Source organism: Paraburkholderia sp. SOS3, assembly GCF_001922345.1.
Classification (GTDB): domain Bacteria; phylum Pseudomonadota; class Gammaproteobacteria; order Burkholderiales; family Burkholderiaceae; genus Paraburkholderia.
This window is the reverse complement of sequence record NZ_CP018811.1, coordinates 2,305,071-2,330,461: the sequence shown is the minus strand read 5'-3', so window position 1 is coordinate 2,330,461 and position 25,391 is coordinate 2,305,071. Positions and strand designations below refer to the sequence as shown.

The following is a 25,391-nucleotide window of genomic DNA, read 5'->3' as shown; positions in this document are numbered from 1 at the left end:
ATGCCGCAGACCGGCGCGGCGCGCCATTCCGATGGCGACGGCAACGTCATGGCAACGTCACGGCGACATAGGCACCGGCGAACGCAGACGCGCCGGTCCGCGCCGCTCAGCTTTGCGCGAGACACATCTCGAGAAACCGCCCGACGAGCCGCGACGGCGCACTCGCATGCGGCACGAGAATCGACAGGCGGCGCGTGAGCTGCGGCGCAAACGAGCAGCGGCATAGCGCGTCGTCTTCATGACGCATCGACATCGCCGACACGAAGCTGATGCCCATTCCCGCGCGCACGGCCTCCTTCACACCTTCGACGCCGGCGATTTCGAGCACCACGCGCACCGGCAGGCCGGCGTCGGCGAACGCGCGCTCGACCAGCTGCCGCACGCCGGAGCCCTCCTCGCGCAGCACCACGGGCTCGGCACTCAATTGCGCCAGCGAGACGCCCTGCCCGCGCCCGTTCTCCGCGAGCGCATGCGTGCGCGGCATGATCGCGACGATTTCGTCTTCGCGCCACGGATGCACGGCCGTATCGGGCGGCAGATCGGGTCCGACGACGCCCTCGATCAACGCAATGTCGAGCGAGCCCAGATTCCCGACGATCTCCGACGTGTTGCCGCCCGCCGTATGCAGCGTCACGTCCGGATACGCGCGCTGGAACGCCGCGATCAGATACGGCAGCAGGTAGCTCGCTGGCGTCGTGCTCGCGCCGATGCGCAGCGTGCCGCGCTCCATGCCGCGCAGCGCGTCGCGGTACGCATGCGCCTGGCGCCAGGTGTCGCGCAAACGCGCCGCGTAGCTCGCCAGTTGCTCGCCCGCAGGCGTCAGGCGCACGCCGCGCCCATCGCGCAAATACAGCGGCTCGCCGAATTCGTCCTGCAGCTGACGCAGTTGACCCGAGACGGCCGGCTGCGACAAATGAAGCGCGACCGATGCGCGGCTGATGTTGCGGTGCTCGGCGACAGCCGCGAACGTTATAAGCTGATCGGGGGTCATGGGGAGTCAAATATCAGTTTGACCTATATATTACGTCACAAATCGCGATTTCTCATATCGATATATTGAATTTAGGATTAGGCCATCGCTGAGACACGTCTCAGCCCACTCACCGAGCCTGATCCGCCATGTCCACAGTCAATCTTCACGCCTCTCCGGTCGCCGCGCCGTCCACGCGCGGACAGTTGAACGGCATCCTGTTCGTCGCGCTTTTCGCCGCCGCGGTGACGAGCGTCGCGTCGCTGCCGACCATCGCCGCGCTGGGCCTGAGCCCGCTGATCGTCGGCATCGTCGCAGGCGCCGCTTACGGCAATGTATTGCGCGACGGCATGCCCGCCAGCTGGGCGGCCGGCGTCAATTTTTCGGCGCGCAAACTGTTGCGCATCGCGGTAGCGTTTTTCGGTCTGCGCGTGAGCCTGCAGGAGATCGCGCAAGTCGGGCTGCCCGGCCTCGCCGAATCGGTGCTGATCGTCGTCAGCACGCTCGCCGTCGGCACGTGGGCCGGCATGAAGCTGATGAAGCTCGATCGCGACACCGCGCTGCTCACCGCGGCCGGCAGCGCGATTTGCGGCGCGGCGGCCGTGCTGGCGTTCGAATCGACGCTGCAGTCGAAGCCGCACAAGAGCGCGATGGCGGTCGGCAGCGTCGTGCTGTTCGGCACGCTGTCGATGTTCCTCTACCCGGCGCTCATGCGCGCCGGCTGGCTGCATCTCGATACGGTCGGCGCCGGGCTCTTCTTCGGCGGCACGATTCACGAAGTCGCACAGGTCGTCGGCGCGGCCAGCAATGTGAGCCCCGAAGCGACGCATATTGCGACCATCGTCAAGATGACGCGCGTGATGCTGCTCGTGCCGGTGCTGCTCGCGGTCGGCCTGTGGGTCAACCGTTCGGCTCACGGGCCGGCTCATCAAGCGGGACACCATCGCGCAACGCACGATCGCTCGCACGGCGGCGCGCATCACCCCGTGCCGCGCAAGCTCGCCGTGCCGTGGTTCGCGCTCGGCTTCCTGCTGTGCGTCGGCCTGAACTCGGTGCACGTGCTGCCCGCCCCGGCCACGCATACGCTGAACCTGCTCGACACCTTCGCGCTGACGATGGCGATGACCGCGCTCGGCATGGAAACGCGTGTCGCGCAGATTCGCGAAGCCGGTCCGCGCGCGCTGCTGACGGGCCTCATTCTCTATGTGTGGTTATTCGTTGGGGGTCTTGGCATCACATGGGCAGTAGAACGCCTGTTCGGCTGAACATGCCGGGTCCGTTACGTCAAAAAAGCCTCGCCCCGCGCGAGGCTTTCGGCGTTCGAGGCAACACGCGCGGCAAATTGGGCGGCAAAGCGGACGGCAGCCCCGCTCCAACGCCCGGGTCCGCAACATGCGTTCCGTGGCGGCATACTCGACGCGTGCGCGCCGCAACCGCGACGCGCCGCCCGGGACACCACCGAATGAGGACTGACCGATGACTTACGAGCTTTTTTACTGGGACGGATTGCAGGGACGCGGCGAATTCGTACGGCTTGCACTCGAGGAAGCCGGCGCCGAATACATCGAAGTGGCGCGCGGCAGCGAACATGACGGACTCGGCACCGGCGCGATGATGGCCGTGATGGACAGCAAGTCCGAGCCCTATCCGCCGTTCGCGCCGCCGTTCCTGAAGGACGGCGATCTGCTGATCTCGCAGACCGCGAACATCCTGTTCTATCTCGGCCCGCGGCACGGTCTCGCGCCCGGCGTCGACAGCCTGCGCTACGTCGTCAACGGCCTGCAACTGACGATTGCGGACGTCGTCGCCGAAGCGCACGACACGCATCATCCGCTGTCGACCAACCTGTACTACGAAGAGCAGAAGGACGCCGCAAAAGTGCGCGCGCACGACTTCATCGACGCGCGGATTCCGAAGTTCATGGGCTACTTCGAGCGCGTGCTGAAACAGAACCCGGCCGGCGATGCCTACCTCGTCGGCGACTCGCTCACTTACGTCGACCTGTCGATGTTCCAACTGATCGACGGCCTGTACTACGCGTTCCCGCGCGCGATGAAGACGTTCCCGAAACACTACCCGCGCCTTGCCGCCCTGCACGACGCCGTGCTCGAACGACCGCGTATCGCCGCGTATCTCGAATCGGAGCGCCGCATCGAGCACAACGAGTCGTGCATCTTCCGGCACTACCCGGAACTCGACAAGGACACCCGTTAACCTTTTTTTGCTGCAGAACTGCAGATGACCCGAGCTTCGCAAAACAACACGACGAACGAGTCTCCGGCGGACACCCCGGGGGACGAACCGCAGGACACACCGCGGCACGTACCGGCTGGCATGACGAACGAAACCGGCGCGCCGCGTGCACGCGATCCGTCGGACGAAGAGACCGCAGCGGCGTCGCACGATGCTATCCTTGCGCGCGACACCCACGAACCTGCTGCCTATTCCGTGCTCTCGTTCCTGCTCAGGCTGCGCACCCGCGCCGCGCGACTGTTCCGGCTCTCGGATGCGCATACGATGCTCGTCTGGTCGGTCATCATCGGTATCGTCGGCGCGCTCGCGACGGCTGCGTTTCGCGAAGGCATCTCGCTCATGCAGCGGCTTTTTGCGGGCACCGAGGGCAGCTTCGTCGAAATGGCGCGCAGCCTGCCGTGGACCACGCGAATCTGGCTGCCGGCCGCCGGCGGGCTGATCGCCGGCGCCATGCTGGTCCTCGCGCAGCGCAAGCAGGACAAGAAGGCGACGACCGATTACATGGAAGCGGTCGTGATCGGCGATGGCGTCGTGCCGGTGCAGGCGAGCCTGTGGCGCACCGTGTCGTCGCTGTTTTCGATTTCGAGCGGCGGCTCGATCGGCCGCGAAGGTCCGATGGTGCAACTGGCGGCACTGTGCGCGTCGTTGATCGGGCGCGTCGTGCATCTCGATCCGCCACGCTTGCGGCTGCTCGTCGCGTGCGGCGCGGCGGCCGGTATCACGTCCGCGTATAGCGCGCCGATCGCCGGCGCGTTTTTCGTCACCGAGATCGTGCTCGGCTCGATCGCGATGGAAAGCTTCGGACCCGTCGTCATTTCGTCGGTAGTCGCGAACATCACGATGCGCGAGTTCGCCGGCTACCACGCGCCATACGAAATGCCCGCGTTTCCGGCCATCACCGGCCCCGAGGTGCTGCTCTTCGTCGGCCTCGGCCTGCTATGCGGCGCGGCCGCGCCGCAATTCCTGCGGCTCATCGACGCATCGAAAGCGACCTTCAGGCGCATCCGGCTGCCGCTGCCGATACGGCTCGCCATCGGCGGGCTCGTGGTCGGCATCATTTCGGTCTGGACACCGGAGGTCTGGGGCAACGGTTACAGCGTCGTCAACTCGATCCTGCATTCGCCGTGGACGTGGACCGCGCTCGTCGCCGTGCTCGCGTTCAAGATCATCGCCACCGCGGCGACGGTCGGCTCGGGCGCGATCGGCGGCGTCTTCACGCCGACGCTGTTCGTCGGCGCGGTGCTCGGCGCGCTGTTCGGTCTTGGCATGCACGCGATCCTGCCGCACTACACGTCGCCGTATTTCGCCTATGCGATGGTCGGCATGGGCGCGTTCCTCGCCGGCGCGACGCAGGCGCCGCTGATGGCGATCATGCTGATCTTCGAGATGACCTTGAGCTACCAGGTCGTGCTGCCGCTGATGCTGTCGTGCGTGGTCGCCTATTTCGTCGCCCGCGCGATCGGCAATGCGTCGATGTACGACATCACGCTGCATCGCAATCGCGAGGAGCAGGAACGGATGCGTCTGCGTTCGACGCAGATGCGCGAACTGATCCGCCCGCCGCAGACCGTCGTGCAGCCCACCGCCACCGTGCAGGACATGACGCGCGTGTTCCTCGAATATCCGGTCAAGTATCTGTACGTGACCGACGAAACCGGCAGTTTTCTCGGCGTGGTCGCGTTGAAGGACATCACGTCGGATCTGATCGAGCGGCGCGACACGTCGACCCGCACCGCCGCCGATTATCTGCAGCCGCACTTCGGCGTGCTCACGCCCGACATGCCGCTTGGCGTCGCACTGCAGCACTTTCTCGCGCATCAGGGCGAGCGGCTGCCCGTCATCGAGAGCGTCGCGCGGCCGAAGCTGACCGGCGTCGTCTACAAGTCGTCGCTGCTCGACGCGTACTTCCGGATGAACCCGACGCGCTGACGCGCCGATCGCTCCTACGCGCCGACGCGAGCTTGCGCCGCCACTCCCGCTGATACCAAACGTCACAACCTGCCGCGTGCAAAGCGCGGCAATTTCTCTAAAATAAATTGACCAGAAAGCGACCCGCCGGCTGCCCGCTGCAAGCCGCGCGCGCCGCGCTGCCGGCCCGATAAGAACACATGCCGGCGTGCGGGCGGTGCGCCATGCTTCGCGTTCGGAAAGACGCGGCACCCTACGACCGGGAGCGAACATGAGCGAACCGTCCATCGATGCCGTGCGCCGCGATCACGCGGGCTGGATCTTCGTGCATATCGAAGGCGAGCCGTACGACCGCGGCGAACAGCACGGGCAATTGCTCGCGGCCGAAATCCGCAATGCCATCCACACCGCACGCTACCTCGCCAAATGGGACACGGGCGAGGACTTCGACACCTTCGTCAATGCGGCTGTCGCCCAGTTCGCGCCGCGCCTCGACACCGAATTCGCCGACGAAATCCAGGGCATTGCCGACGGCGCGAAGCTGCCGTTCGCCGAAGTGCTCGCGTGGAACGGCTACATGGACCTGCTGCAAAGCTGGTGGCCCAGTTTCGCCGCGGCGCAGCATCCGCGTGTCGGACTGAAACCGTGGCGCGGGCGGCGCGGCCATCACTGCAGCGCATTTATCGCGACCGGCGACGCGACGCGCGATGGCCGCATCGTGATGGCGCACAACTCGTGGGACCGTTACGCGGCCGGCGACGCGTTCAACGTGGTGTTCGATATCGTGCCCGACTCCGGGCACCGCATCCTGATGCAAGGGCTGCCCGGCTGCATCTCGAGCCTCACCGACTTCTGGATCACGTCCGCGGGCCTCATGGTCACCGAAACGACGATCTCCAACTTCGCCGGCTACCACGCGGCCGGCGCGCCGGAGTTTTACCGTTCGCGGCGCGCCACGCAGTACGCGAGCGATATTCGCGAGTGGTGCGATATGTTCGCGGTCGCGAACAACGGCGGCTATGCGAACAGCTGGCTGCTCGGCGACATCAACACGGGCGAGATCGCGCGCTACGAACTGGGGCTGCGCCATGCGGGCTTCGAAAGCACGAAGAACGGCTTCTATAGCGGTTACAACACGGCTTCGGATCTGAAGATTCGAAACCAGGAATGCGTCGGCGAAGGCGAAGACTATACGGATGTGCGCAAGAACGGCGCGCGGCGGCTGCGTTTCATGCAGCTCGCGGAGATGCATCATGGCCAGATCGATCTCGAACTCGCGAAGAAGATGATCGCCGACCATCACGACGTGTATCTCGATCGTGCCGACAACCCCTGCTCGCGCACGATCTGCGGACACCTCGAACTCGACGATGCGCGCTTCGGCGGCTCCGATCACGGCCCGTTCAATCCATGGGGCGCGAACGACGGCAAGGTCGTCGACAGCGAAATGGCGCGCGACATGGCCTTTTACGCGCGCTGGGGGCATCCGTGCGGGCGGCCGTTCGACGCGCAGGCGTTCATGAAACGTCACCCGCAGTGGAACTGGCTCAACGGCTATATGCGCGACCGGCCGTCGTGGCCGTGGACGCGCTTCGACATGCTGCGCTAGATGCGGTGCGCGCGCCGCGCGCAGCCTATCCTTTCTTAAAGCTTACGAATTTACGCTTCGTTCGTCGCCCATGGCGATTCGAACACTGACGCGGGTCTGCGCCAGCTCAAGGTTTCTGAAAAAATTACCATCTAAGATGGCGATAATGGCGTTGCGCTGAAGCGCAGCCATGCCAGATAAGGCGCCTCACGGGCGCCCGAATGGCATAGCGCTTGCAAGAATGGCTGCGCTGGCTTTGCAAAGGAGGTCGGGCGATGAAAACCTCGACACTGTTGACCATGGTAACGTTGTCGGCCTCATGTTTCGCCGCGCCGGTTCACACCGCGCAGGACGCGCTGACCGACTTCTCCGCTCAACGCACGAATGCCGCGCCCGTCGCGCCGCCTGCGCCCGAGATCGCGGTACAGCCCGATATCCGCCCGGAGCGCTGGCAGCACATCACGCTGCCCAAGTCGCGTCATCCCGGACGCGGTCTCGCGGCGCGCGACGAGCATTTGCAGACCTGATTCGATGGCGCGCCGTGGGTGTGTGCCGCCGCGCTTCGATAATCACCCTCTCCTGCGCACTGCCGTTCGCGTCGGATCTGGCTGCGCGTGCGCCTGACTTCCCGTCTAACCGTCTGACCAACCCATCCGCTCTACAACGCCTGTATAGCGAGGAACAAACCTATGACCCCACCGGCATCCCACGACGTGCCGCGCGAATCGATCGATCTGCAGATCGCCGACGTGCTGAGCGCCGCGACCTATCCGGCCAACAAGGATGCGCTCGTCGATGCGGCGCGCGACGCAGGCGCAAGCAACGAAGTGCTCGCGATGCTCGACGGTTTGCCCGAGCAGGATTACGCCGACCTCGCCGCCGTGACGAAGCTGATCGGCAGCAACTTCGGGCCGGGCCTCGGCGTGTAGCCGCTCACGTCCAGCGGAGCTTGCCGAGTTTGTGTTCGAGGCTGCTGCATCGGTCGTCGGATCGTCGAAGCTCGGTCGTGCAGTCACTGACCTCGCGGGTCCTTCGCCAGAAGTCGGCGTGCGCGGTCAGCAGTTGCCCTTCGATGTCGCTTTTGCGCGCCGGGTCGAGGCCGCTTTGCTGTTTCCGGGCGTCGAGGTCCTTGATCTGCGCGTTCACCCGGTCGAGTTCGGTGATCGCCCGTTCACGCGCTGCGCGTGCCGCATCGCGATCGCGCATCGCTCGCTCGAGGCTGCTGCGCAGTTCGTATCGTTTCGCTTCATTGGCAGCGCGTTGCGTCTCCACGCTGCTGCGGGTTCCATAGTCCGCGCGATGGCTGCTGGAACCCGCGCCACCAGGCAGCAGATTCTCGCGATCGCCGCCTTTGTCCTCTGAACCTTGTGCGTTCCCGCCGCCGCGCAATCGCAGAACCGGGATGCCCTCGCGCGACTCCTGCGGTGCACTTGCCTGCGATGAACTTCCCGGCGTCGCGTCCGAAGGCGCCCGATACTCGGGCGGTCTATCGCCGGAGGGATGAAAGGTATCGTGAAACGATCCGCCAACGTGCATGCCAGGCATAGTGGTCCTCCCGTGAGCCAACGCGCACGCCGTGTGCGCGGGCTTTCATTACATCACCGCAGACCCGCGCCATGTGATGAAGGGCCAGCACGCACAGCGGCACCCAGCCCTCTGCCGCTCACATCGAGTCGATGCGAGCCTGCTCGCGTTCGAGATCCGCAAGCTGCCGCTCGTGGCGCAGCCGTTCACTCTCCAGCGAGGCGAACTCGAGCTCGAGTTTCGATGCCTTGTCTTCCATATGCACCTTGTCACGCCACGCGTCGCCAAGCTCGGCCTCGATTTTCGACAGATCGCGCCGCGCCTCGTCGCGCTTGCCCGACCATTCCCGATGGCTGTCCTCGTACCGCCTTTGCTCGTCACGGGCTTCATGCACTACCGATTCGTCGTTGAACGCCGACTGCAACTTCGATCCGGCCTGGTTCGAGAACAGGTGCTGCAGTTCGGACGGAGTATCCGCGCGCTGCGTTGAGCTCGTCGCATTGGCCGCATCGTGGCGGCGCTTCGCTTCCTCATGATGACGGGCGGCCTGTCCGGCTTTGCGCTCGTAATCGCCGGCTCGCGACGACGCTTCCTCGAAGCGTCGCTTTGCCTCGTCCTTGCGCTGGTCCAGCGCTGAAATGCGGCTTTCCGCTCCGGTCTTCGCGACGCGTGTATTGTTCAGCTCGTCGCGCTTCGCGTTTCCTTCTGCCCTTTTTGCTTCGAGCTCGGTCCTTGTCGCCTGCGCTTTTTCATGGAGCGCCGCTCGCGCGCGGGCCTTGTCAGCCTCCGACCAGCCCGCGCCTCGCAGTCCGCCTTGCAGCGGCGTACGCGATCCGTCGACGGCGCCTGAGCGCGTGCTGATCAGCCGCGCACCGGACAGGAACCGGTCGCTGGCGCCGATCCTGTATCCGATGTCGCGAAGCGCACCGCTTCCCGTCGCCAACGCCGAACCCGTCGATGGGCGGCCTGGCGCTATCGGGACCGACTGAGCGCTAGCGCCGGCAGGTCCGGAACCGACGCCAGCCGGATCCGACAAGCCTTGTCGCGCGCTCTCTGTTACCGGCTCATGAAACGTGTCGTGAACATTGCCGATGTGAATGCCCGGCATGCAACCTCCCTTTTGATGAATGCGGCCTCGCCCCTGCGTTTCGGGCATGCGAGGCCATCGTGCGGATGATCGTCGCGTCAGCGTGCATTGGGGTGCGATGGCGGTCGAACATCGTCGCGCGCGGCACCATTGGCCGACGCAGTCCCACCCGGTTCCTGCAATCGCTCATAACCGGAGCCCCAACGAAAGATGCTTCCAATGCGGAAATCGATCACGGCCTGTCCTCCCGATTGAATCGCGGCGTCCATCGCTCGATGTGCATGCCTGCCTGCCTGCCCGACGCCGCGCAGCGCGCACGACGGCTCGACGAGGGCACGGCGCGCAAGGACGAACGACGCATCGATTGTTCATGCCGTCGAGGCACATTGAAACAGCATGTGCCGGAGGGCGGGTGATAACCGGTGATGGTGCGCAGGACGTGCTGCCGAAGCACGCGAAAAAAAAGCGCGTCCGGCAATCTGCCTTGGACGCGCTTTCGATTCCGGCTGGAATCGCAGCCGACGATCAGGGTTTGTTCGATTCGAACAGATCGAGAATCTGCTTCTTTTCCGTCGACGACACCGTGGGCTGCGGCTGAACCTGTTGCTGCGGCGTCATCGATGCCGGACCCACGCCGCCCTGCACATCGCTCGCCGCGGCAAGCGGATTTGCGCTGTCCATGCCGATGCTCGCGACAAACCCGCTGCCCGGCTCGCGGTCGGCATAGAACAGCTCGCCGTCGACGCTCGCCACGCCCGCAGGCATCTCCGGCTCCGCTTGCGGCACGCCGCGCAGTGCACGGCCCATGTAGTCCATCCAGATCGGCAGCGCGAGTTGCGCGCCGAATTCGCGGCTGCCGAGGCTCTTCGGCTGGTCGTAGCCCATCCATGCGACCGCGACGAGCGATTGCTGGTAACCGGCAAACCAGCCGTCCTTCGCGTCGTTGGTCGTGCCGGTCTTGCCCTGCAGGTCGTTACGATGCAGCGCATTCGACGCTGCGCCCGTGCCCGCCGTGGCGACCGAATGCAACAGGCTGTTCATGATGTATGCGTTGCGCGGATCGACCGTGCGCGGCGCATCGCGGCCCGCGACGAGCGGTTGCGCACGCGAAATCTCGACGCCGCGCGCGTCGGTGACATCGGCAATCAGATACGGATTGACGCGATAGCCGCCGTTCGCGAATACCGAATACGCGCTCGCCGATTGCAACGGCGTAACGAGCCCGGCGCCGAGCGCCATCGGCAGATACGGCGGCGTCTTGTCCGCATCGAAGCCAAAGCGCTTCGTCACATAGTCTTGCGCGTACTTCGTGCCGATATACGACAGGATACGAATCGACACGAGGTTCTTCGACTTTTCCAGGCCGACGCGCATCGACATCGGGCCGTCCGGCTGGTCGTCGTCGTGCGGCTCCCACGCGTCGCCGCCTGGCGTCGTTGGCGGGAAGTACAGCGGCGCGTCGTTGATGATCGTCGCCGGTCCGAGGCCCTTGTCGAGCGCGGCCGAATAGATGAATGGCTTGAAGCTCGAGCCCGGCTGCCGCCACGCTTGCGTGACGTGGTTGAACTTGTTCTTGTTGAAATCGAAGCCGCCGATCAGCGCGCGGATCGCGCCGTCTTGCGGCGTCAGCGAGACGAGTGCGCCTTCGACTTGCGGCAGTTGCGTGATCTGCCAGTTGCCGTTTGCATCGGCAACGAGGCGCACGATCGAGCCTGGCCGGATGCGCTGAGCCTGCGAGGCGCGCGGCGACAGCGCCGCGGCCGCAAAACGCAGACCGTCGGCTTTCACCGTGGCGGTCGTGCCGTCCTGCAGTTGCGCGGTCACTTCCTTCGGGCTCGCCGCCGTGACGACAGCCGATACGATCTCGCCGTTGTCCGGATGCTCGGACAGCGTGTCTTCGATCGTTTCCTCGCGGTCGTCTGCGTTTTGGGGCAGGTCGATAAAGCCTTCCGGGCCGCGATAGCCGTGACGGCGTTCGTAGTCCATGACGCCCTTGCGCACGGCGCGATACGCGGCGTCCTGGTCCGCCGAATCGATGGTCGTCGTGACGTTCAGCCCGCGCGTATAGGTCTCGTCCTTGTATTGCGCGTACATCATCTGCCGGACCATTTCGGCAACGTACTCCGCGTGCACGCTGTATTCGTTGCCGGCGACCTTGGCGTGGATGTCCTCCTTCACGGCCTGATCGTATTGATCCTGGGTGATGTAGCGCAGATCGAGCATGCGCTTGAGGATGTACTGCTGGCGGATCTTCGCGCGCTTCGGATTGACGACCGGGTTATACGCGGACGGCGCCTTTGGCAGACCGGCCAGCATCGCCGCCTGCGCGAGCGAAATGTCCTTGAGGTCCTTGCCGAAGTACACGCGCGCGGCGGCCGCGAAACCGTACGCGCGCTCGCCGAGATAGATCTGATTCATATACAGCTCGAGAATCTGGTCTTTCGACAGCGCGCGTTCGATCTTGTACGCGAGCAGCATTTCGTAGATCTTGCGCGTATAGGTTTTTTCGCTCGACAGGAAGAAGTTGCGCGCGACCTGCATCGTGATCGTGCTCGCGCCCTGCGATGCGCCGCCATGCGAAATATCGGCGAAGCCGGCGCGCAGAATGCCGACGAAGTCGACGCCGCCGTGCTCGTAAAAGCGATAGTCCTCGATCGCGAGCACGGCTTTTTTCATCTGGTCCGGGATATCCTGGAAGCGCACGAGACTGCGGCGTTCCTCGCCGAATTCGCCGATCAGCACGTGGTCCGCCGTGTAGACGCGCAGCGGCACCTTCGGCCGGTAGTCGGTCAGCGCGTCGAGCGACGGCAATTGCGGGTTCATCACGACGAGCGCATAGCCGACGATCAACGCGCCGACCACGCCGAGCGCCGCGATCAGTCCGAAAAACCAGACTACGAGACGCGTCAGCAGTGACATACGGCGGCGAGGCGGTGGTTCGTCATAGCGGTGGTACGGATTGTCGGATCGATCCGGATCGCGGCCCCGGTCGCCAGGATGATCCGATGAGTTCGAAGAAGGCGGTCGTTTGATGATAGGCATGACTTGGAATGTCGGCGCATCGCTGCACGCCGTCTATATTCGTGCTTTCGTACGCAGGTGAGTCGTGTCTGAATGCACGCCGTTCGTGGATGCAGCGTGATCGTAGCGTGTAGCGCGTGCGAGCGCGCACGTCGTGCCCGACGTAACTGTGCATTTTAAAGAAAACCGGCATTATGCTAGCCGATTTTTTTGTAAGAATTTCCTCGTGCGTGCATGCTAACAACGCGAAGCAACAAAAAAGCCGCAATCTGGTGGGTCAAATGCGGCTCAAAGGCGCCTCGAGTGGGACTCGACCGACGTTCGAGCGTCGTTCACTCGCGATTGGAGCCAATTTAAACGGCATCGGCCCCTGTTCGAGCAGCCATAAATGCGAAGCAACGTTCGCACGCGGAAGTGCGGTTATCAACAGAAGTTGTTGAAAGACCTGTGGACAATGCCCGTCTAATGCGGACAAGTCGTTGATGTCACAACAGATTCACGGCGCGCCCGGTTTCGCATCCGCGCCAGTCGTTTTATGATGGTTCTTCGCATGCGCCGTGCCGGCACATGCGCGCTCGGGACAACCCGCTGTTCGATGCCTACAAATACGCGAGCCGCCTTATGAACAAGCCTAGCGAACGCATCGTCGTCTTCGTGTCGCCCGCCCAGAAGCGCGCGATCGCCACCACGGCCGAAGAACTCGGCATCAGCGTCAGCGAGCTGATGCGGCGTGCCGTGCTCAATTTCGGCGCGACCAGCGAACAGATCAAAGCGGCAAGCATCGTCGACCGGCTGCGCGCGCCGCGCGAACCCGATGCATTGAACGCGGCGCTGCAACGGGTCGCGCGTTCGGCGAAAGCCAATCGCGACGCCCTGCCCCCGGCGCTCAGAAACGCGAGTGCGGCCACGCACGATGCGCGCGATCGCGTGCACGGCCCGCATCGCGACAGCGTGCCGCAGGCGCAGCCCGCGCGCCAGCTTTTACCCGCGCATCTGCCGGTCGGTGTTGCGCCGGTGGTTACGCCGATTCCGGTCGATCCAGTGCAGGCGTTCGCGGCAATAGCGAGTGAAGCAGCCGAAGCCGACTCGCCTGCCGACGATGCGGCGCGCGCCGCCGAAGCGCAAGCGGCCGTGGAAGCCGCGGCGCGCGTCGCGGCTGCGAAAGCCGCTACGTTGAAGGTAGCAAAGCCGTCGTCGAAATCGAAGCCCGCGGCGGCCACGTCCTCGAGCGACGAGAATTCGTTTATCGATCCCACCAAAGGCAGCGGGCGTTTCGCGTAAACGTCGCGCGACGAACGCGATACATCGATCGTCGATGCGTCAGGGTTCCGAAAGAGTCGATCTTCCGATGCGCGTCCCCGTACCTGCCGCCGGCCTTGCGATGCGCGTGCGCATGAGGTCGACGCGATGGTCGACTCACACGTCGACACGCCTCGCGACGTCATTGTGTTTAAGCCCTTTTTAAGAGAGCACGTGGTGTAATATCCGCGAGCCAATCCGGTGCATGCAGGCGGTGCATGCAGGCGCGACAAGGGCTTGCTGCGACGTGGTATTCCAGCACTGCATCACGCCGCCCGCGCGGCGGATTTTGCACAGCGCGCTTGCAATGCGCGCGGGCGCCCCGATGTAGAACCGCGCCGAACGCGCAGTGTGCCGCGCGGCGGCATAAACTAGCGGATGAACGGGTCAGCGCGCCGGAAATTCAGCGCCGATTTCAATCAATGGAGGTATTTCATGTCGCTTTTCGACAGCATCTCGCGAACGCTCAAAGGTCTGCTGAACGACGCAGCCGATTCCGTGCAGGATCCGTCGCGGGATGCACGCCAGATTGTGCGCGAACTCGACGAGAGCATCGCGAAGGCCGAGAACTCGCTGATCGAGATTCAGGCTCAGGTCGCAACGCAGCAGAGCAAGCGCGACGTCGCGGCGGACAAGGCGAAGAAGTACGAAGATGGCGCGAAACGCGCGCTGCAGGGCGGCGACGAATCGCTCGCACGCGAGGCGCTTGCGGCGCAGGCCAACGCCGAAACCGAACGCGATGCGCTTGCGCGTGAACTGTCGACGCTCGAGCCGTCGGTCGATCAGTTGAAGCAGCAGATCGACGACATGCGTCAGCGCCGCAACGATCTCTCTGCGCGTTCGAACATCCTGCAGGCCAAGCAGCAAATCGCGCAGGCGAAAGATACGGCAGCGACGGCGCTCGGCGGTATCGGCGGCAAGAACCTGTCCGAAGATTTTCAGCGGCTCGAAGACAAGGTCGCGCTGTCGAATGCACGCTCCGACGCACGTTTGAATTCCGCCGACACGAAAAGCGGCAAGGCGCTCGACGACAAGCTCGCGGAACTGAACCGCGGACCGTCGGTCGACGATCGTCTCGCGGCGTTGAAGAAGCAGTTGAACACGCCCGCCGAGTGATGCGAGGCGTCACTGCGCCTCGCTTGCGGGCGAGGCGTTCATGCGGTCACGGCGGGCCGCCACACGTCGCGCGATGCATCGGTGCATGATTCTTGCGCGGCGCAGTGGGTCGCAGTGGGTCCCACACCGGGGTCCACACCGTAACCGATCGATAGGGAGACGGGTGTCAAGACGCCCGGCCTGCATCATGAGAAAACCGTTTATAGCCTTTCTGACCGCCGCGTGTCTGTCGCTGTCGCTCATCGCGGGCGGCGCTTATGCCGCGGTGCCGACCGCGACGCAGGTCGAAACGGCGATCCAGCAGCAGAACTGGCAGAAAGCCGGCAGCGAGCTGCAGGAAGTGCTCAACGCGCATCCGGACAACGCGCGCGCGCACTACCTGTACGCGCAGGTACTCGACCAGCAGGGCCGCTCCGCGGACGCGCTCAAGCAGATCGAACAGGCGAAGACGCTCGATCCGCAGGTGCGCTTCACCGACCCGGGCCGCTTCGCGCAAACGGAAGCGCGCATCCGCAGCGACGCGGCGCGCGTGAACGCGACGCAGACGAATACGACGCACAATCCGTTCGCGCAGCAGTCGTCGGGCGGCGACCAGCGAGCGGCGTACGCGCCGGAAGCTGCGCAGCACCATGGACCGTCGACCGGCATGTGGATCGGCATCGTCGTGGTCATTGCGGCCATCGCGCTGGTCCTGCGCTGGACCTTGCGCCGCGCGCGTTCGCAAAGCGATTCGAATGCCGACGACGAACGGCGCGAGCAATTGAAGCGCGCGACCGAGCTGCTGAACGCGGTGCGTTCGCTGAAGCTCGACGTGCGGCTATCGACCGCACCGGGCCATGAGCAGCTCGAAAAAGAAGTCGAAGGCACGGAAGCGCAATTGCGCGGCGTGGTCGAGGGCTTGTCCGATCGCAAGAATCCGGTGCCGCCGTATCAGATCGACGAACTCGAACGGCAGGTTGCGAGTTTGAAAGCGCGCGCCGAGGGACGTCCCGATCCGAATGCGGCAACGGCGGCGTCGGCGCAAAACTATTCGAGCGAGTCGTCCTACGCGCGTGAAGCAGATGCGAATTTCGGCCGGCAAGTGCCGCCGGGACAGCCACCCTACCCTTATCCGCCACAACAACAGCAGCCGCCCGTGATCATCCAGCAAGGCGGCGGCGGATTCGGCGGCGGCATGGGCGGACTGCTGACGGGCGTATTGCTCGGCGAAGCGCTGAACTCAGGGCGCGACCGCGTGATCGAACGCGACGTGATCGTCGACGACGACGAGCGTCGTCGCGGCGGTGGCGGCGGCGACAACGGATCGATCGACTTCGGCCAGGGCTCGAACGATTGGGACGATGGCAGCGGCGGTGGCGGCGGCGATGTCGATATGGGCAGCGACGATTCGGGCGGATGGAACGATACCTGAGCGGCCTGAGTCGCGGCGCCTGTCCTCGCGAGCAGCCATAGCAAACACCAGGTCAAGAAGCTCCATCGCACCGATGGAGCTTTTTCTTTTTCAGCAAGCCGCGATGCTGCTACTGCGCGACGGCAGCGTATCCGACGTACACACGCGTCTCATACGCGAATTCCACACTGCCGCCTTGCTGCGTGCGATCGAACAGTTCACGCAACGCGGCCAGCATCGGTTCGTGATTCGGATGTCCTTGCTTCGGCGCATACGACGACGACATAAGCCGTCCTTTAAGCCCATCGAAATCGAGCGACTGCGAGTTCCCGAAGCTCCCCTTCTGAACGAACGCGGTGCCGAACCATGCGGCCATCGATTCATCGTCGCCGTAGCGCTCGGCAACCGTCTGATAGTCGGTGCCGTAACGCTGCAGCAGCGCCTCGTATCCGGCAAGAAAAGGCGAGCCGTCGAGCAGCCGGCTATTCCACATCAGCGCGATCAGGCCGCCCGGCTTCAGGATGCGTGCGAACTCACGGCGCGCGGTGACGGGATCGAACCAGTGAAACGCCTGCGCGGCGATAACGAGTTCGACGCTTGCGTCATCGAGCGTCGTTGCCTCGGCGGTGCCCGCGACACTCGAAAAAGCGTCGTACTTCGCGAGCCACGCATCGGCTGACGCACGCATCGCATCGTTGGGCTCGACCGCGACGACCGGATGGCCCGCATCGAGAAAAAGCTTTGCGGAGATGCCGGTGCCGGCTCCGATATCGGCCACGCGCGCGCGTGGCGCAAGCCCGCACGTGTCATGCAGAAACGTGACGATTTCACGCGGATACGTGGGGCGAAACTTCACGTAGTCGGCGACGCGGTCGGAAAAGCGCTGCGTGGAATTGGCAAACGTCGGCATGGTCGTCTCCATTCGTTTCGGGCATCGTTGGGATGCTTCACGTTACGCGAGTTCGGTGCGCTGCGCATTGACGCTGCGCATTATCCTCCGCCGAGCAGGCGCAGCAGGTTCCACAGGAATTTGCAGACCAGCACGATCAACTCCCACAAGCGGACCAGTTGTTCCCAGCCCGATACTTCCATCGTCACCCCGTCAATCCTGGAATACTGGCCGCGTAGGTTGATAAACGTAAAGATTGCTGACGATCGGCATAACGCGCAGACCCCATCCACGCGATCGCTGCCGCGATGGAGCAATCAATTTTTTGCAGACCTGCTGATTGTGGCGCCAGAACTGGTGCATTTCGTTTCATTTCACGGCTCACGATTGTCGCGTCTGCGAAACCTGCGTACCGTCCGCCACTTCGACTTTTTCCTACGCGTGTTGATGTGCGGTACTTTAGCAGGACCACTTTTGCGACGGCTGCGTGCCTGTCGTTCGCCAGCGTGGCGTCGTATGCGCAAAGCGAGCCGGTTTTTGTGCCGCTGCCCGGTTCGGACGTTCAGCGGATGCAGCGGCAGCAGATCGACGCGACGAACACGACCGGTACGCTCGGCGATGCGCTGAAGCCCGGCGATCTCGCCCCCGCGGCGCCCGACCTCGCCCATCTGCCCACCGAAACGCCCTGCTTCGAGATTCGCAAGATCGAACTCGACGGCAATCCGTTCGACTGGCTCGCATCGTTGCTGCAGCCGGTGGCCGGTCAATGCGTCGGGCCCAACGGCCTCAAGATCATACAGGACGCCGCAGCCAACGCACTGATCCAACGCGGCTACATCACCGCGCGCGTGCAGATTCCGCCGCAATCGCTGAACGACGGCACGCTGACGCTGCAAGTGGCGCCGGGCCGCGTCGGCGAGATACGCACGGACGACACGAACCACGCCGCGGCCGGCTGGCTGCCGGCTGCGCTGCCGACTCACGGCGACGCGCTGCTCGACCAGCGCGACATCGATCAGGCGCTCGAGAACTTGCGGCGCCTGCCTTCGCAAGCGGACGCAAGCTTCGATATCGTGCCGGGCGCGCAACCGGGTCAATCCGACGTTGTTTTGCATCCGGGCACCGGCAGGCGTTGGCATGCGGCAATCGGCTACGACAACGCGGGCCTCGATGCCACGGGCAAGAACAGAGTGTCCGGGTCGTTCACGTTCGATTCCCCACTGCATCTGTACGACCAGGTACAGGTGTCCGGCACGGTCAATGCGAATGCCGCCGCGAAGGACCAAGGCAACGACTTTGCCGCGGTCTCATATAGCGTGCCGCTCGGCTACGCCATGCTCAGCTTCGACGCGAGTCGTTCGCACTATTTGCAGCCCAGCGCGACCGTGTTCGGTCCGATCGAATACTCAGGCATCCAGAAGAACGCCGGTGTCAAGCTGTCGGGCGTTGTACAGCGCAGCACGCATTCGCGCACCGAAGTGCGCGCGCGGCTTTTTCGCGCGATCAACGACAACTATTTCGCCGATATTCCGATCGACGTGCAAAGCCGCGACATCTACGGCTATGAACTCGGTGTGTCGCATCGCCATTACTTCGGCAATGTGCAGGTGGATGCCGCCGCGGGCTGGCGCGCTTCGTTGCCGGGCATTTCGCGCAATACCGGCTATGCGGTCAGCGACTCGCCGTTCACCGGCCATACCGAGGTCGAGACGGCGAGCCTCTCGGTGCTCGCGCCGTTTCGCATCGGCAGCCAGCCGTTCTCGTACCAGTTTGGCTGGTCGATGCAGAACGCGCGCACGCCGTTGTGGGCACCGGACTATTTCATGATCGGCACACGCTACGCGGTGCGCGGCTTCGATCAACAGACGACGCTCGCGGCAGAAAGCGGCTGGGCCGTATCGAACGAACTCGACTGGTACGTGCCGACGTCCGTCGGCGTACAGGCGCTCTACACGGGCATCGACGCTGGACGCGTGCGCGGACCGACTGCACCGTACCTGGCGGGTAACACGCTGGTCGGGATGGTGGCGGGCATCAAAGGCACGCTGGCGCCGAAGAACGTGTTCGGCACGACCGTCAACTATGACGTGTCGGTCGGCTGGCCGCTCTACAAGCCGTCGGGCTTTCCGAATCGCTCGCCCACCATGCTGGTCCAGGTCAGCGCGCTGATCTAGACCGTCCCTTCCCAGCATCAATCGTGAGGCATCACATAAAGGATGAAATATGAGTAAGCAGTTCAATCGTTCCGTGTACACGCAGGCCGGGCAAGCACCGCTGTGGTTCGCTGCTCGCGCGAGCGCATTCGCCGCGCTGTGCGCGTTCGGCATGCAGCCGCTCGTCGGGAGCGCACAGGTCGCGCCGGTGGCTGGCGCGGGCACGACGGTCGGCACATCGTCGGCCGGCGTGCCGGTTGTCAACATCGTCGCGCCGAATACAAGCGGCGTGTCGAACAACCGCTTCGACCGGTTCAACGTCGGCAGCAATGGCCTGATCGTCAATAACAGCGTGAATGCGGCACAAACGCAGATTGGCGGCGGCGTGCAAGGCAATGCGCAACTGGGCGGCCGCAGCGCGGCTACCGTATTGATGCAGGTGACGTCGGGCGCTGCCTCGCAGTTGCTCGGCAAGACCGAGATTGCAGGCCAGGGCGCGAACTTCGTGCTCGCGAATCCCGCTGGCATTTCGTGTTCGGGCTGCGGCTTTCTGAACGCGCCGCGCGTGACGCTTTCCACCGGCACGCCGATCCTTAATGCGAACGGCGCGTTGACCGGTTTCGACGTCAAGCAGGGGCAGATTGCGATCAACGGCGCGGGTCTGTCCGCTTCGAACAGCGCGGTCGACCTGATCTCGCGTGCGATGACCATCAACGGACAGGTGCAAGCCGCGTCGATCGATGCAATCGCCGGTGCGAACCGCGTCGACTATCAAACGAAGCATGCCACTGCGCAGGACGGCATCGGTGAAAAGCCGGCCGTCGCGATCGACGTGCAGGCGCTCGGCAGCATGTACGGCAACGGCGCGGTGCGCCTGATCGGCACCGAAGCCGGCGTCGGTGTGCGCGACAACGGCAAGATCACGTCGTTGACCGGCGACATCAATGTGTCGGCGAACGGCGATGTGACGATCGGTGCGCCCGCGACGATGCAGGCGGCTGGCAATCTGTCGGTACGCGGCGCGAATGTCGCGAACGGGGGCACGCTGGACGCGGCCCGCGGGGTCGACGTGCGGGCCGACCGCGCGTTCGCGAACAGCGGCAGCATCAGCGGCGTCGAGGGTGTGGGCCTGACGGCCGGCACGGCTGTGACCAACGGCGGCCGGGTGGACGCGGGCAATCTGGTTGTCAACGGTGTGGAAAGCGTGGCCAACACCGGCACGCTGTCGGCGAGCGGCGACGCGCAGATTGCCGGTACGCGCGTGCTGCTCGACAACGGCAGCATCAAGGCGACTGGACCGCTGACGCTCAACGCGCAGACCGTGACGAACCAGCACGGCACGCTGGCTTCGGCGCGCGAGCTCAACGTGTTTGCCGACCGTGTCGACAATACGAACGGGGTGTTGTCTGCCGGTACGAACGCGTCGGTTCAGTCGAGCGATCGTTTCACCAACGCGAACGGCATGCTGACTGCGAATGGCAGCGTGGCTTTCAACGGCGGCACGCTCGACAATGCGAACGGAAAGATCGCCGCGACGCAAGGCATGATCAGCGCGTCCGCGACCAATGCGGTGCTGAACGCCGGCGGCAGCATGCAGGCCGGCGACGCGCTGCAGTTGGGCGCGGGCTCGGTGGACAACGCGCGCGGAACGATGTCGGCGGGTACGAAGGCCGTGCTGAACGCGTCGTTTGATTTGAACAACGCAGGCGGTTCGATCGAGGCGGGCGACACGCTGTTCGCGAACGTCGGCTCGCTGTCCAACGACCACGGCACGATGGTCGCGCCGCATGGCACGACGATCGTCACGCGCGATGCGGGCGGCCCGCTGCCGGCGCCGTACGATCCGAACGCGTCGGGCAACGCGGGCTGGGTGGACCCGTCGGTAAACGCCGGCTGGGTGGATCCGAACGCCGGTTCCGGCTGGCAAAACGATAATACGGCGCGCGATCCGAACGCTGGACAAACGTACCCTGCAGGCAACGGTGGGAATGCGGTTCAGATCGACGCCGCGTCTAACCCTGGCTGGGTCGATCCGAATAGCCCGCTGTAAGTGATCGGAGCTTGATGGGCGCGGTTCGATGGTCCATCGGGCTTGATTGTTCGGGGCGGCATGTGCTTGCGTGCATGCCGCCCTGACCTCGCATCGTGACCGCGATGCGCGCGCTACAGCTTGCCGATCGTGGATTGATGTAGCGCTAGTGTGTCGTCAGCGTATCGGATGTGCTGTTCAGTTGATGCTCGAGGTAGTCCCACTGATCGGGTGTGCAGTCGCAGAAATACTCGATGCAGTTTCTGTCGAGTGCGGCTTCCGATTCCGCGTGCGTCGCGAGTTGTTCGATGGTTTCGAGCATGGCGACACGATCGACGAGCGACACACCGGAGCGCCGGATCGCGCGCGCGAGCGCGGCGATTTTTGCGGCTTCATCGCTGAAGCGCTCGGCGTTTTCCATCGCGGTTTCGTTGACGCGGCTGAGCAGGACAAGCCGTCTTGCGATCTGATCGTGAGTCAGCGATTGCAGAGCTTCGAGCGTAATTTGATTCGTCATGGCGCCTCCCTGGAGCAAGACCCCGAACACCCGTTTGAGGGGGTGAGCGGGCACAGTGACAGGGTTAGCAGACCGAGGACACAGGCAAACCCGGCGAGCCTTGCGGCTCCCCTGCCACGGCCCGCCCATGAAGAGCAGACGCGAAGGCAAAGACACCGCCTGCCGAAGCAGGTGTGCGTCCTGTTTGCTGATTCAGGCTGCTAAACCCGGTCGTCGATGTTTCGACGGCTTGGCCAGTATAGGCGGTGTGTTTTTTGAGAGATCAACCGCGCCGGCTAAATTGCGCCAGCGCGAGATTCAGCAATACTACGTACGCGGCAGGACGTTTACACTGGGCCTTAAAAGAAGGCGTTATGCCTTACCGAGACGCGCGCGTAGCGTGCGGAGCGGGAAGAATGAATGCCTTGTCACTGCGGTGTGTGGTGCGATGTGTCGGATGGTCCGCGCACCACTATCGTGACTGCGCGGGGTTCCCGCTTAGCACCCCAAGCGGCTTTCTTTTGCCTACTTTTCTTTGCCGCTGCAAAGAAAAGTAGGTGCCGCCCCGCACAGGGGCAACGCATGCGCCGCGAGGCGAAATCGCGGATGCCAGCGACAAGCCGAGCATCGCGACAAAAAAAAGCGCACCCGCAGCCCCGCTGCCCCGCCCCCCTAAACGGCCATTTCAAGCCGGCGTCTTTCAGCCCGCTGCATAAATCCATTAGCAACCACAACCCCAACAGACACAACAGCAATAAACAAAGTCGCAAGCGCATTCATCTCCGGATTCAACCCCAGCCGCACGCGCGAAAAAACGACTAAAGGCAAAGTAGTCGACCCAGGCCCAGACAAAAACGCCGACAACACGAGATCGTCGATAGACAAAGTGAAAGAGAGCAACCACCCTGCAACCAGCGCTTGCGAAATCAACGGCAGCGTCACGCTAAAGAAAACCCTCAAAGGCGTAGCCCCAAGATCAAGCGCGGCTTCCTCAAGCGAAGGATGCAAATCCCGAACCCGTGACTGAACGATGATCGCGACATACGACATACAAAGCATCACATGTCCGATCCAGATCGTCAGAATGCCACGCCCTGCAGGCCACCCAAGCCACTGCGCCATTTCGACGAACAGCAGCAGCAGCGAGATCCCCTGAATGACTTCAGGAATCACGAGAGGCGCATTGATCATCCCGGTATAGAGCGTAAACCCACGAAACCGCCCCATCCGCGCAAGCACAAACCCCGCCCACGTGCCGATAAAAACCGAAGCAAACGCAGTCAACAACGCGACCCGCAACGACAGCCACGCGGCGGCGATCAACTCATCGTCCTGCAGCAGCGCCGCATACCAGCGCGTAGAAAACCGCGTCCACACCGTCACGAGCTGCGACTGATTGAACGAGTAAACAACAAGACTCACAATCGGGATATACAAAAACAAAAACCCGATCCCCAACACCAGAACCTGCAACCAGCGATTCGGCTTCATCGGCGCCCTTCCTCCAACGCTTTCGCCTGCGAGTGCTGGAACAAGGCCATCGGCACGAGCAACAGCAACACCATCGCGCAAGTCACCGCGGACGCCATCGGCCAATCCGCATTGTCGAAGAACTCATTCCACATCACGCGGCCGATCATCAGCGTATTCGCGCCGCCGAGCAGTTCCGGAATCACGTACTCGCCGACCGCCGGAATAAACACGAGCATGCAGCCCGCGATAATGCCGTTCTTCGACAGCGGCAGCGTGATCTGCCAGAACGCCTTCCACGGCTTGGCACCGAGATCGTACGCAGCTTCGAGCAACGTCAGGTCCATCTTCACGAGATGCGCGTAAAGCGGCATCACGAGAAACGGCAGATACGAATACACCATGCCGATATAAACGCCGGTATTCGTGTGATAAAGCTCGATCGGCGCATGAATGAGCCCGATCGACATCAGGAAATTGTTCAGCAGCCCGTTATTCTTCAGAATGCCGATCCACGCGTAGACACGAATCAGGAACGACGTCCAGAACGGCAGCATCACCAGCATCATCAGGATGTTGCGCGTCGCCGGATTCGAGCGCGCAATGTAATACGCCATCGGATAACCGATCAGCAGGCAGATCAGCGTCGTCACCGCCGCGACCAGCAGCGAATTCAGATAGGTCGCGAAATACAGGCTGTCCTGAAACAGAAACGCGTAGTGCGAAAAGTCGAGCGCGATATTGAGCACGCCCTCCTTGAACGCCGTCAACTGTGTATAAGGCGGAATGCCGAGCTGCTGGTCCGCGAAGCTGATCTTCACGACCAGCAGAAACGGCACCAGAAAGAACAGCAGCAGCCAGATAAACGGGCCCGCCACGACTGCCGTTTTCCCCGTCAGCCGGAAGCGCCGCGCCGGCCACGTCGCGATAGCGCCGAGCGTGCTCATGACGTCAGCACCACGCCGGCCGATGCGCTCCAGCGCACGTACACCTCGTCGCCCCACGTCGGCGTTTCGATCTCCATCAACGCGAGGCTCGACACGTTCGCGACCACCGTCTTGCCGCTGTCGAGCTTGACGTGATACAGCGAGTAGCCGCCCATGTACGCGATGTTCGTCACGACGCCCTTGCCCCAGTTGAACGCGCCCTCGGGCGGCTTGCGCGTGAGCGCAATGCGCTCGGGCCGCACCGAGATCGTCACGGGCATGCCAAGCGGCCCGGTAATGCCGTGGCTCACGTACATCTGCACCGGCAGATCGGCCGTGTCGATATACACGTGATCCGGCTCGTCTTCGACCACATTGCCGTCGAACAGATTCGTCGAGCCGATGAATTCCGCCGAGAAGCGGCTATTCGGGTATTCGTAGACCTCGTTCGGCGTGCCGATCTGCACGATCTCCCCTTCGCTCATCACCGCGAGGCGGCCTGCCATCGTCATCGCTTCTTCCTGGTCGTGCGTGACCATGATGCAGGTCACGCCGACCTGATCGAGGATGTTGACGAGCTCGATCTGCGTGCGCTGGCGGATCTGCTTGTCGAGCGCCGACATCGGTTCGTCGAGCAACAGCAGCTTCGGCCGCTTGACGAGGCTGCGCGCGAGCGCCACGCGCTGCTGCTGGCCGCCCGACAACTGATGCGGCTTGCGCTGCGCGAAACGACCCATCTGCACGAGTTCGAGCGCCGCATGCACGCGCTCGCGCAGTTCGGCCTTCGGCACGCCCTCCTGCTTCAGGCCGAACGCGACATTCGATTCGACCGTCATATGCGGGAACAGCGCATACGACTGGAACATCATGTTGGTCGGGCGGCGGTAAGGCGGCAGGTGCGCGAGATCCTCGCCGTCGATCAGGATCTTGCCCGACGTGACGGTTTCAAGGCCCGCGAGCATGCGCAACAGCGTCGACTTGCCACAGCCCGAACTGCCGAGCAGCGCGAACAGTTCGCCCTTTTTCACGGACAGGTTCACGCCCTTGACGGCCACCGTCTCGCCGAACTTCTTGACGACGTCGACGATCTGCACGAAGTTTTCCACTGCGTGATCCGCAGCGGCAGAATTGCCCGGAGGCAGCGCGCCGGCCCCCGCCGGCGCGCCAGACTGATCGCTCATGATGTGCTGCTTTCCTGCTGCATTTGACGAACAAAGCCCCCGGTGGACGCCGAGGGCTTAAGGATGATGCGGATCCGCACGATCGCGGCGC

22 protein-coding genes are annotated in these 25,391 nt (G+C 63.7%); 12 read left to right on the top strand and 10 right to left on the bottom strand.

Annotated features, from left to right (window positions below):
• Nucleotides 1-106 precede the first annotated feature (106 nt).
• Nucleotides 107-991, bottom strand: coding sequence for a LysR family transcriptional regulator (locus tag BTO02_RS10575; RefSeq protein WP_075156997.1), 885 nt, complete (start codon nt 989-991; stop codon nt 107-109).
• 128 nt (nt 992-1,119) lie between these two features.
• Between BTO02_RS10575 and BTO02_RS10570 the strand changes: the two genes are divergently transcribed.
• The 6 genes from BTO02_RS10570 (at nt 1,120) to BTO02_RS10545 (ending at nt 7,648) form a co-directional block, all read left to right on the top strand.
• Nucleotides 1,120-2,235: a YeiH family protein gene (locus BTO02_RS10570; RefSeq protein WP_075156996.1), complete on the top strand. Its 1,116-nt coding sequence runs from the start codon at nt 1,120-1,122 to the stop codon at nt 2,233-2,235.
• A 211-nt stretch (nt 2,236-2,446) separates the two neighbouring features.
• Nucleotides 2,447-3,184: a glutathione S-transferase gene (locus tag BTO02_RS10565; RefSeq protein WP_075156995.1), complete on the top strand. Its 738-nt coding sequence runs from the start codon at nt 2,447-2,449 to the stop codon at nt 3,182-3,184.
• 234 nt (nt 3,185-3,418) lie between these two features.
• Nucleotides 3,419-5,152 carry a ClcB-like voltage-gated chloride channel protein gene (locus BTO02_RS10560; protein WP_075158763.1) on the top strand — a complete coding sequence of 578 codons (1,734 nt, stop codon included), beginning with the start codon at nt 3,419-3,421 and terminating at the stop codon, nt 5,150-5,152.
• A gap of 250 nt (nt 5,153-5,402) precedes the next feature.
• Nucleotides 5,403-6,740, top strand: a complete 1,338-nt coding sequence (locus BTO02_RS10555; protein ID WP_075156994.1) for a C45 family autoproteolytic acyltransferase/hydolase — start codon at nt 5,403-5,405, stop codon at nt 6,738-6,740.
• Between the two features lie 254 nt (nt 6,741-6,994).
• Nucleotides 6,995-7,246 carry a hypothetical protein gene (locus BTO02_RS10550; protein WP_075156993.1) on the top strand — a complete coding sequence of 84 codons (252 nt, stop codon included), beginning with the start codon at nt 6,995-6,997 and terminating at the stop codon, nt 7,244-7,246.
• A 162-nt stretch (nt 7,247-7,408) separates the two neighbouring features.
• On the top strand, nt 7,409-7,648 hold the full coding sequence (locus BTO02_RS10545; RefSeq protein ID WP_075156992.1) for a DUF2795 domain-containing protein: 240 nt from the start codon (nt 7,409-7,411) through the stop codon (nt 7,646-7,648).
• Nucleotides 7,649-7,652: 4 nt separating this feature from the next.
• On the opposite strand, the gene BTO02_RS34230 is transcribed toward BTO02_RS10545, so the two are convergent.
• Together BTO02_RS34230 and BTO02_RS10535 are read right to left on the bottom strand one after the other, a co-directional pair.
• Nucleotides 7,653-7,925 (bottom strand): hypothetical protein, encoded by a 273-nt coding sequence (locus BTO02_RS34230; RefSeq protein ID WP_156883795.1) that lies wholly within the window; start codon nt 7,923-7,925, stop codon nt 7,653-7,655.
• A gap of 457 nt (nt 7,926-8,382) precedes the next feature.
• A complete protein-coding gene (locus BTO02_RS10535; RefSeq protein WP_156883794.1) occupies nt 8,383-9,351 on the bottom strand; it encodes a hypothetical protein in 969 nt (322 codons plus the stop codon).
• Between the two features lie 59 nt (nt 9,352-9,410).
• Between BTO02_RS10535 and BTO02_RS34225 the strand changes: the two genes are divergently transcribed.
• Complete coding sequence (locus BTO02_RS34225; protein ID WP_156883793.1) at nt 9,411-9,746, top strand: hypothetical protein; 336 nt, start codon at nt 9,411-9,413, stop codon at nt 9,744-9,746.
• A 109-nt stretch (nt 9,747-9,855) separates the two neighbouring features.
• On the opposite strand, the gene BTO02_RS10530 is transcribed toward BTO02_RS34225, so the two are convergent.
• A complete protein-coding gene (locus tag BTO02_RS10530) occupies nt 9,856-12,372 on the bottom strand; it encodes a penicillin-binding protein 1A (protein WP_075156989.1) in 2,517 nt (838 codons plus the stop codon).
• Nucleotides 12,373-12,972: 600 nt separating this feature from the next.
• On the opposite strand from BTO02_RS10530, the gene BTO02_RS10525 reads away from it, so the two are divergent.
• From BTO02_RS10525 to BTO02_RS10515, 3 genes are all read left to right on the top strand, one after another.
• Complete coding sequence (locus BTO02_RS10525; RefSeq protein WP_075158762.1) at nt 12,973-13,632, top strand: plasmid mobilization protein; 660 nt, start codon at nt 12,973-12,975, stop codon at nt 13,630-13,632.
• Between the two features lie 453 nt (nt 13,633-14,085).
• Nucleotides 14,086-14,766 (top strand): PspA/IM30 family protein, encoded by a 681-nt coding sequence (locus BTO02_RS10520; RefSeq protein ID WP_075156988.1) that lies wholly within the window; start codon nt 14,086-14,088, stop codon nt 14,764-14,766.
• Nucleotides 14,767-14,953: 187 nt separating this feature from the next.
• Nucleotides 14,954-16,177, top strand: coding sequence for a tetratricopeptide repeat protein (locus BTO02_RS10515; RefSeq protein ID WP_075156987.1), 1,224 nt, complete (start codon nt 14,954-14,956; stop codon nt 16,175-16,177).
• A 109-nt stretch (nt 16,178-16,286) separates the two neighbouring features.
• Here the strand turns inward: BTO02_RS10515 and BTO02_RS10510 are convergent, their stop codons facing one another.
• Nucleotides 16,287-17,066, bottom strand: coding sequence for a class I SAM-dependent methyltransferase (locus BTO02_RS10510; protein ID WP_075158761.1), 780 nt, complete (start codon nt 17,064-17,066; stop codon nt 16,287-16,289).
• Between the two features lie 184 nt (nt 17,067-17,250).
• Entirely contained in the window at nt 17,251-17,418 is a 168-nt protein-coding gene (locus BTO02_RS34740) for a hypothetical protein (RefSeq protein ID WP_198039263.1), read from the bottom strand.
• A gap of 76 nt (nt 17,419-17,494) precedes the next feature.
• On the opposite strand from BTO02_RS34740, the gene BTO02_RS10505 reads away from it, so the two are divergent.
• Entirely contained in the window at nt 17,495-19,219 is a 1,725-nt protein-coding gene (locus tag BTO02_RS10505; RefSeq protein WP_075156986.1) for a ShlB/FhaC/HecB family hemolysin secretion/activation protein, read from the top strand.
• A gap of 49 nt (nt 19,220-19,268) precedes the next feature.
• The gene (locus BTO02_RS10500) at nt 19,269-21,248 is read left to right on the top strand and encodes a two-partner secretion domain-containing protein (protein ID WP_075156985.1); all 1,980 of its coding nucleotides are present in this window, start codon (nt 19,269-19,271) and stop codon (nt 21,246-21,248) included.
• Nucleotides 21,249-21,393: 145 nt separating this feature from the next.
• On the opposite strand, the gene BTO02_RS10495 is transcribed toward BTO02_RS10500, so the two are convergent.
• The 4 genes from BTO02_RS10495 to BTO02_RS10480 form a co-directional block, all read right to left on the bottom strand.
• Nucleotides 21,394-21,744, bottom strand: coding sequence for a hypothetical protein (locus tag BTO02_RS10495; protein WP_075156984.1), 351 nt, complete (start codon nt 21,742-21,744; stop codon nt 21,394-21,396).
• Nucleotides 21,745-22,395: 651 nt separating this feature from the next.
• Nucleotides 22,396-23,214: an ABC transporter permease subunit gene (locus tag BTO02_RS10490; RefSeq protein WP_075156983.1), complete on the bottom strand. Its 819-nt coding sequence runs from the start codon at nt 23,212-23,214 to the stop codon at nt 22,396-22,398.
• Nucleotides 23,211-24,140, bottom strand: a complete 930-nt coding sequence (locus BTO02_RS10485; protein WP_075156982.1) for an ABC transporter permease subunit — start codon at nt 24,138-24,140, stop codon at nt 23,211-23,213. The genes BTO02_RS10490 and BTO02_RS10485 overlap by 4 nt, the downstream gene beginning before the upstream one ends.
• A complete protein-coding gene (locus BTO02_RS10480; protein WP_075156981.1) occupies nt 24,137-25,300 on the bottom strand; it encodes an ABC transporter ATP-binding protein in 1,164 nt (387 codons plus the stop codon). Before BTO02_RS10480 ends, BTO02_RS10485 begins: the two co-directional genes overlap by 4 nt.
• Nucleotides 25,301-25,391 lie beyond the last annotated feature (91 nt).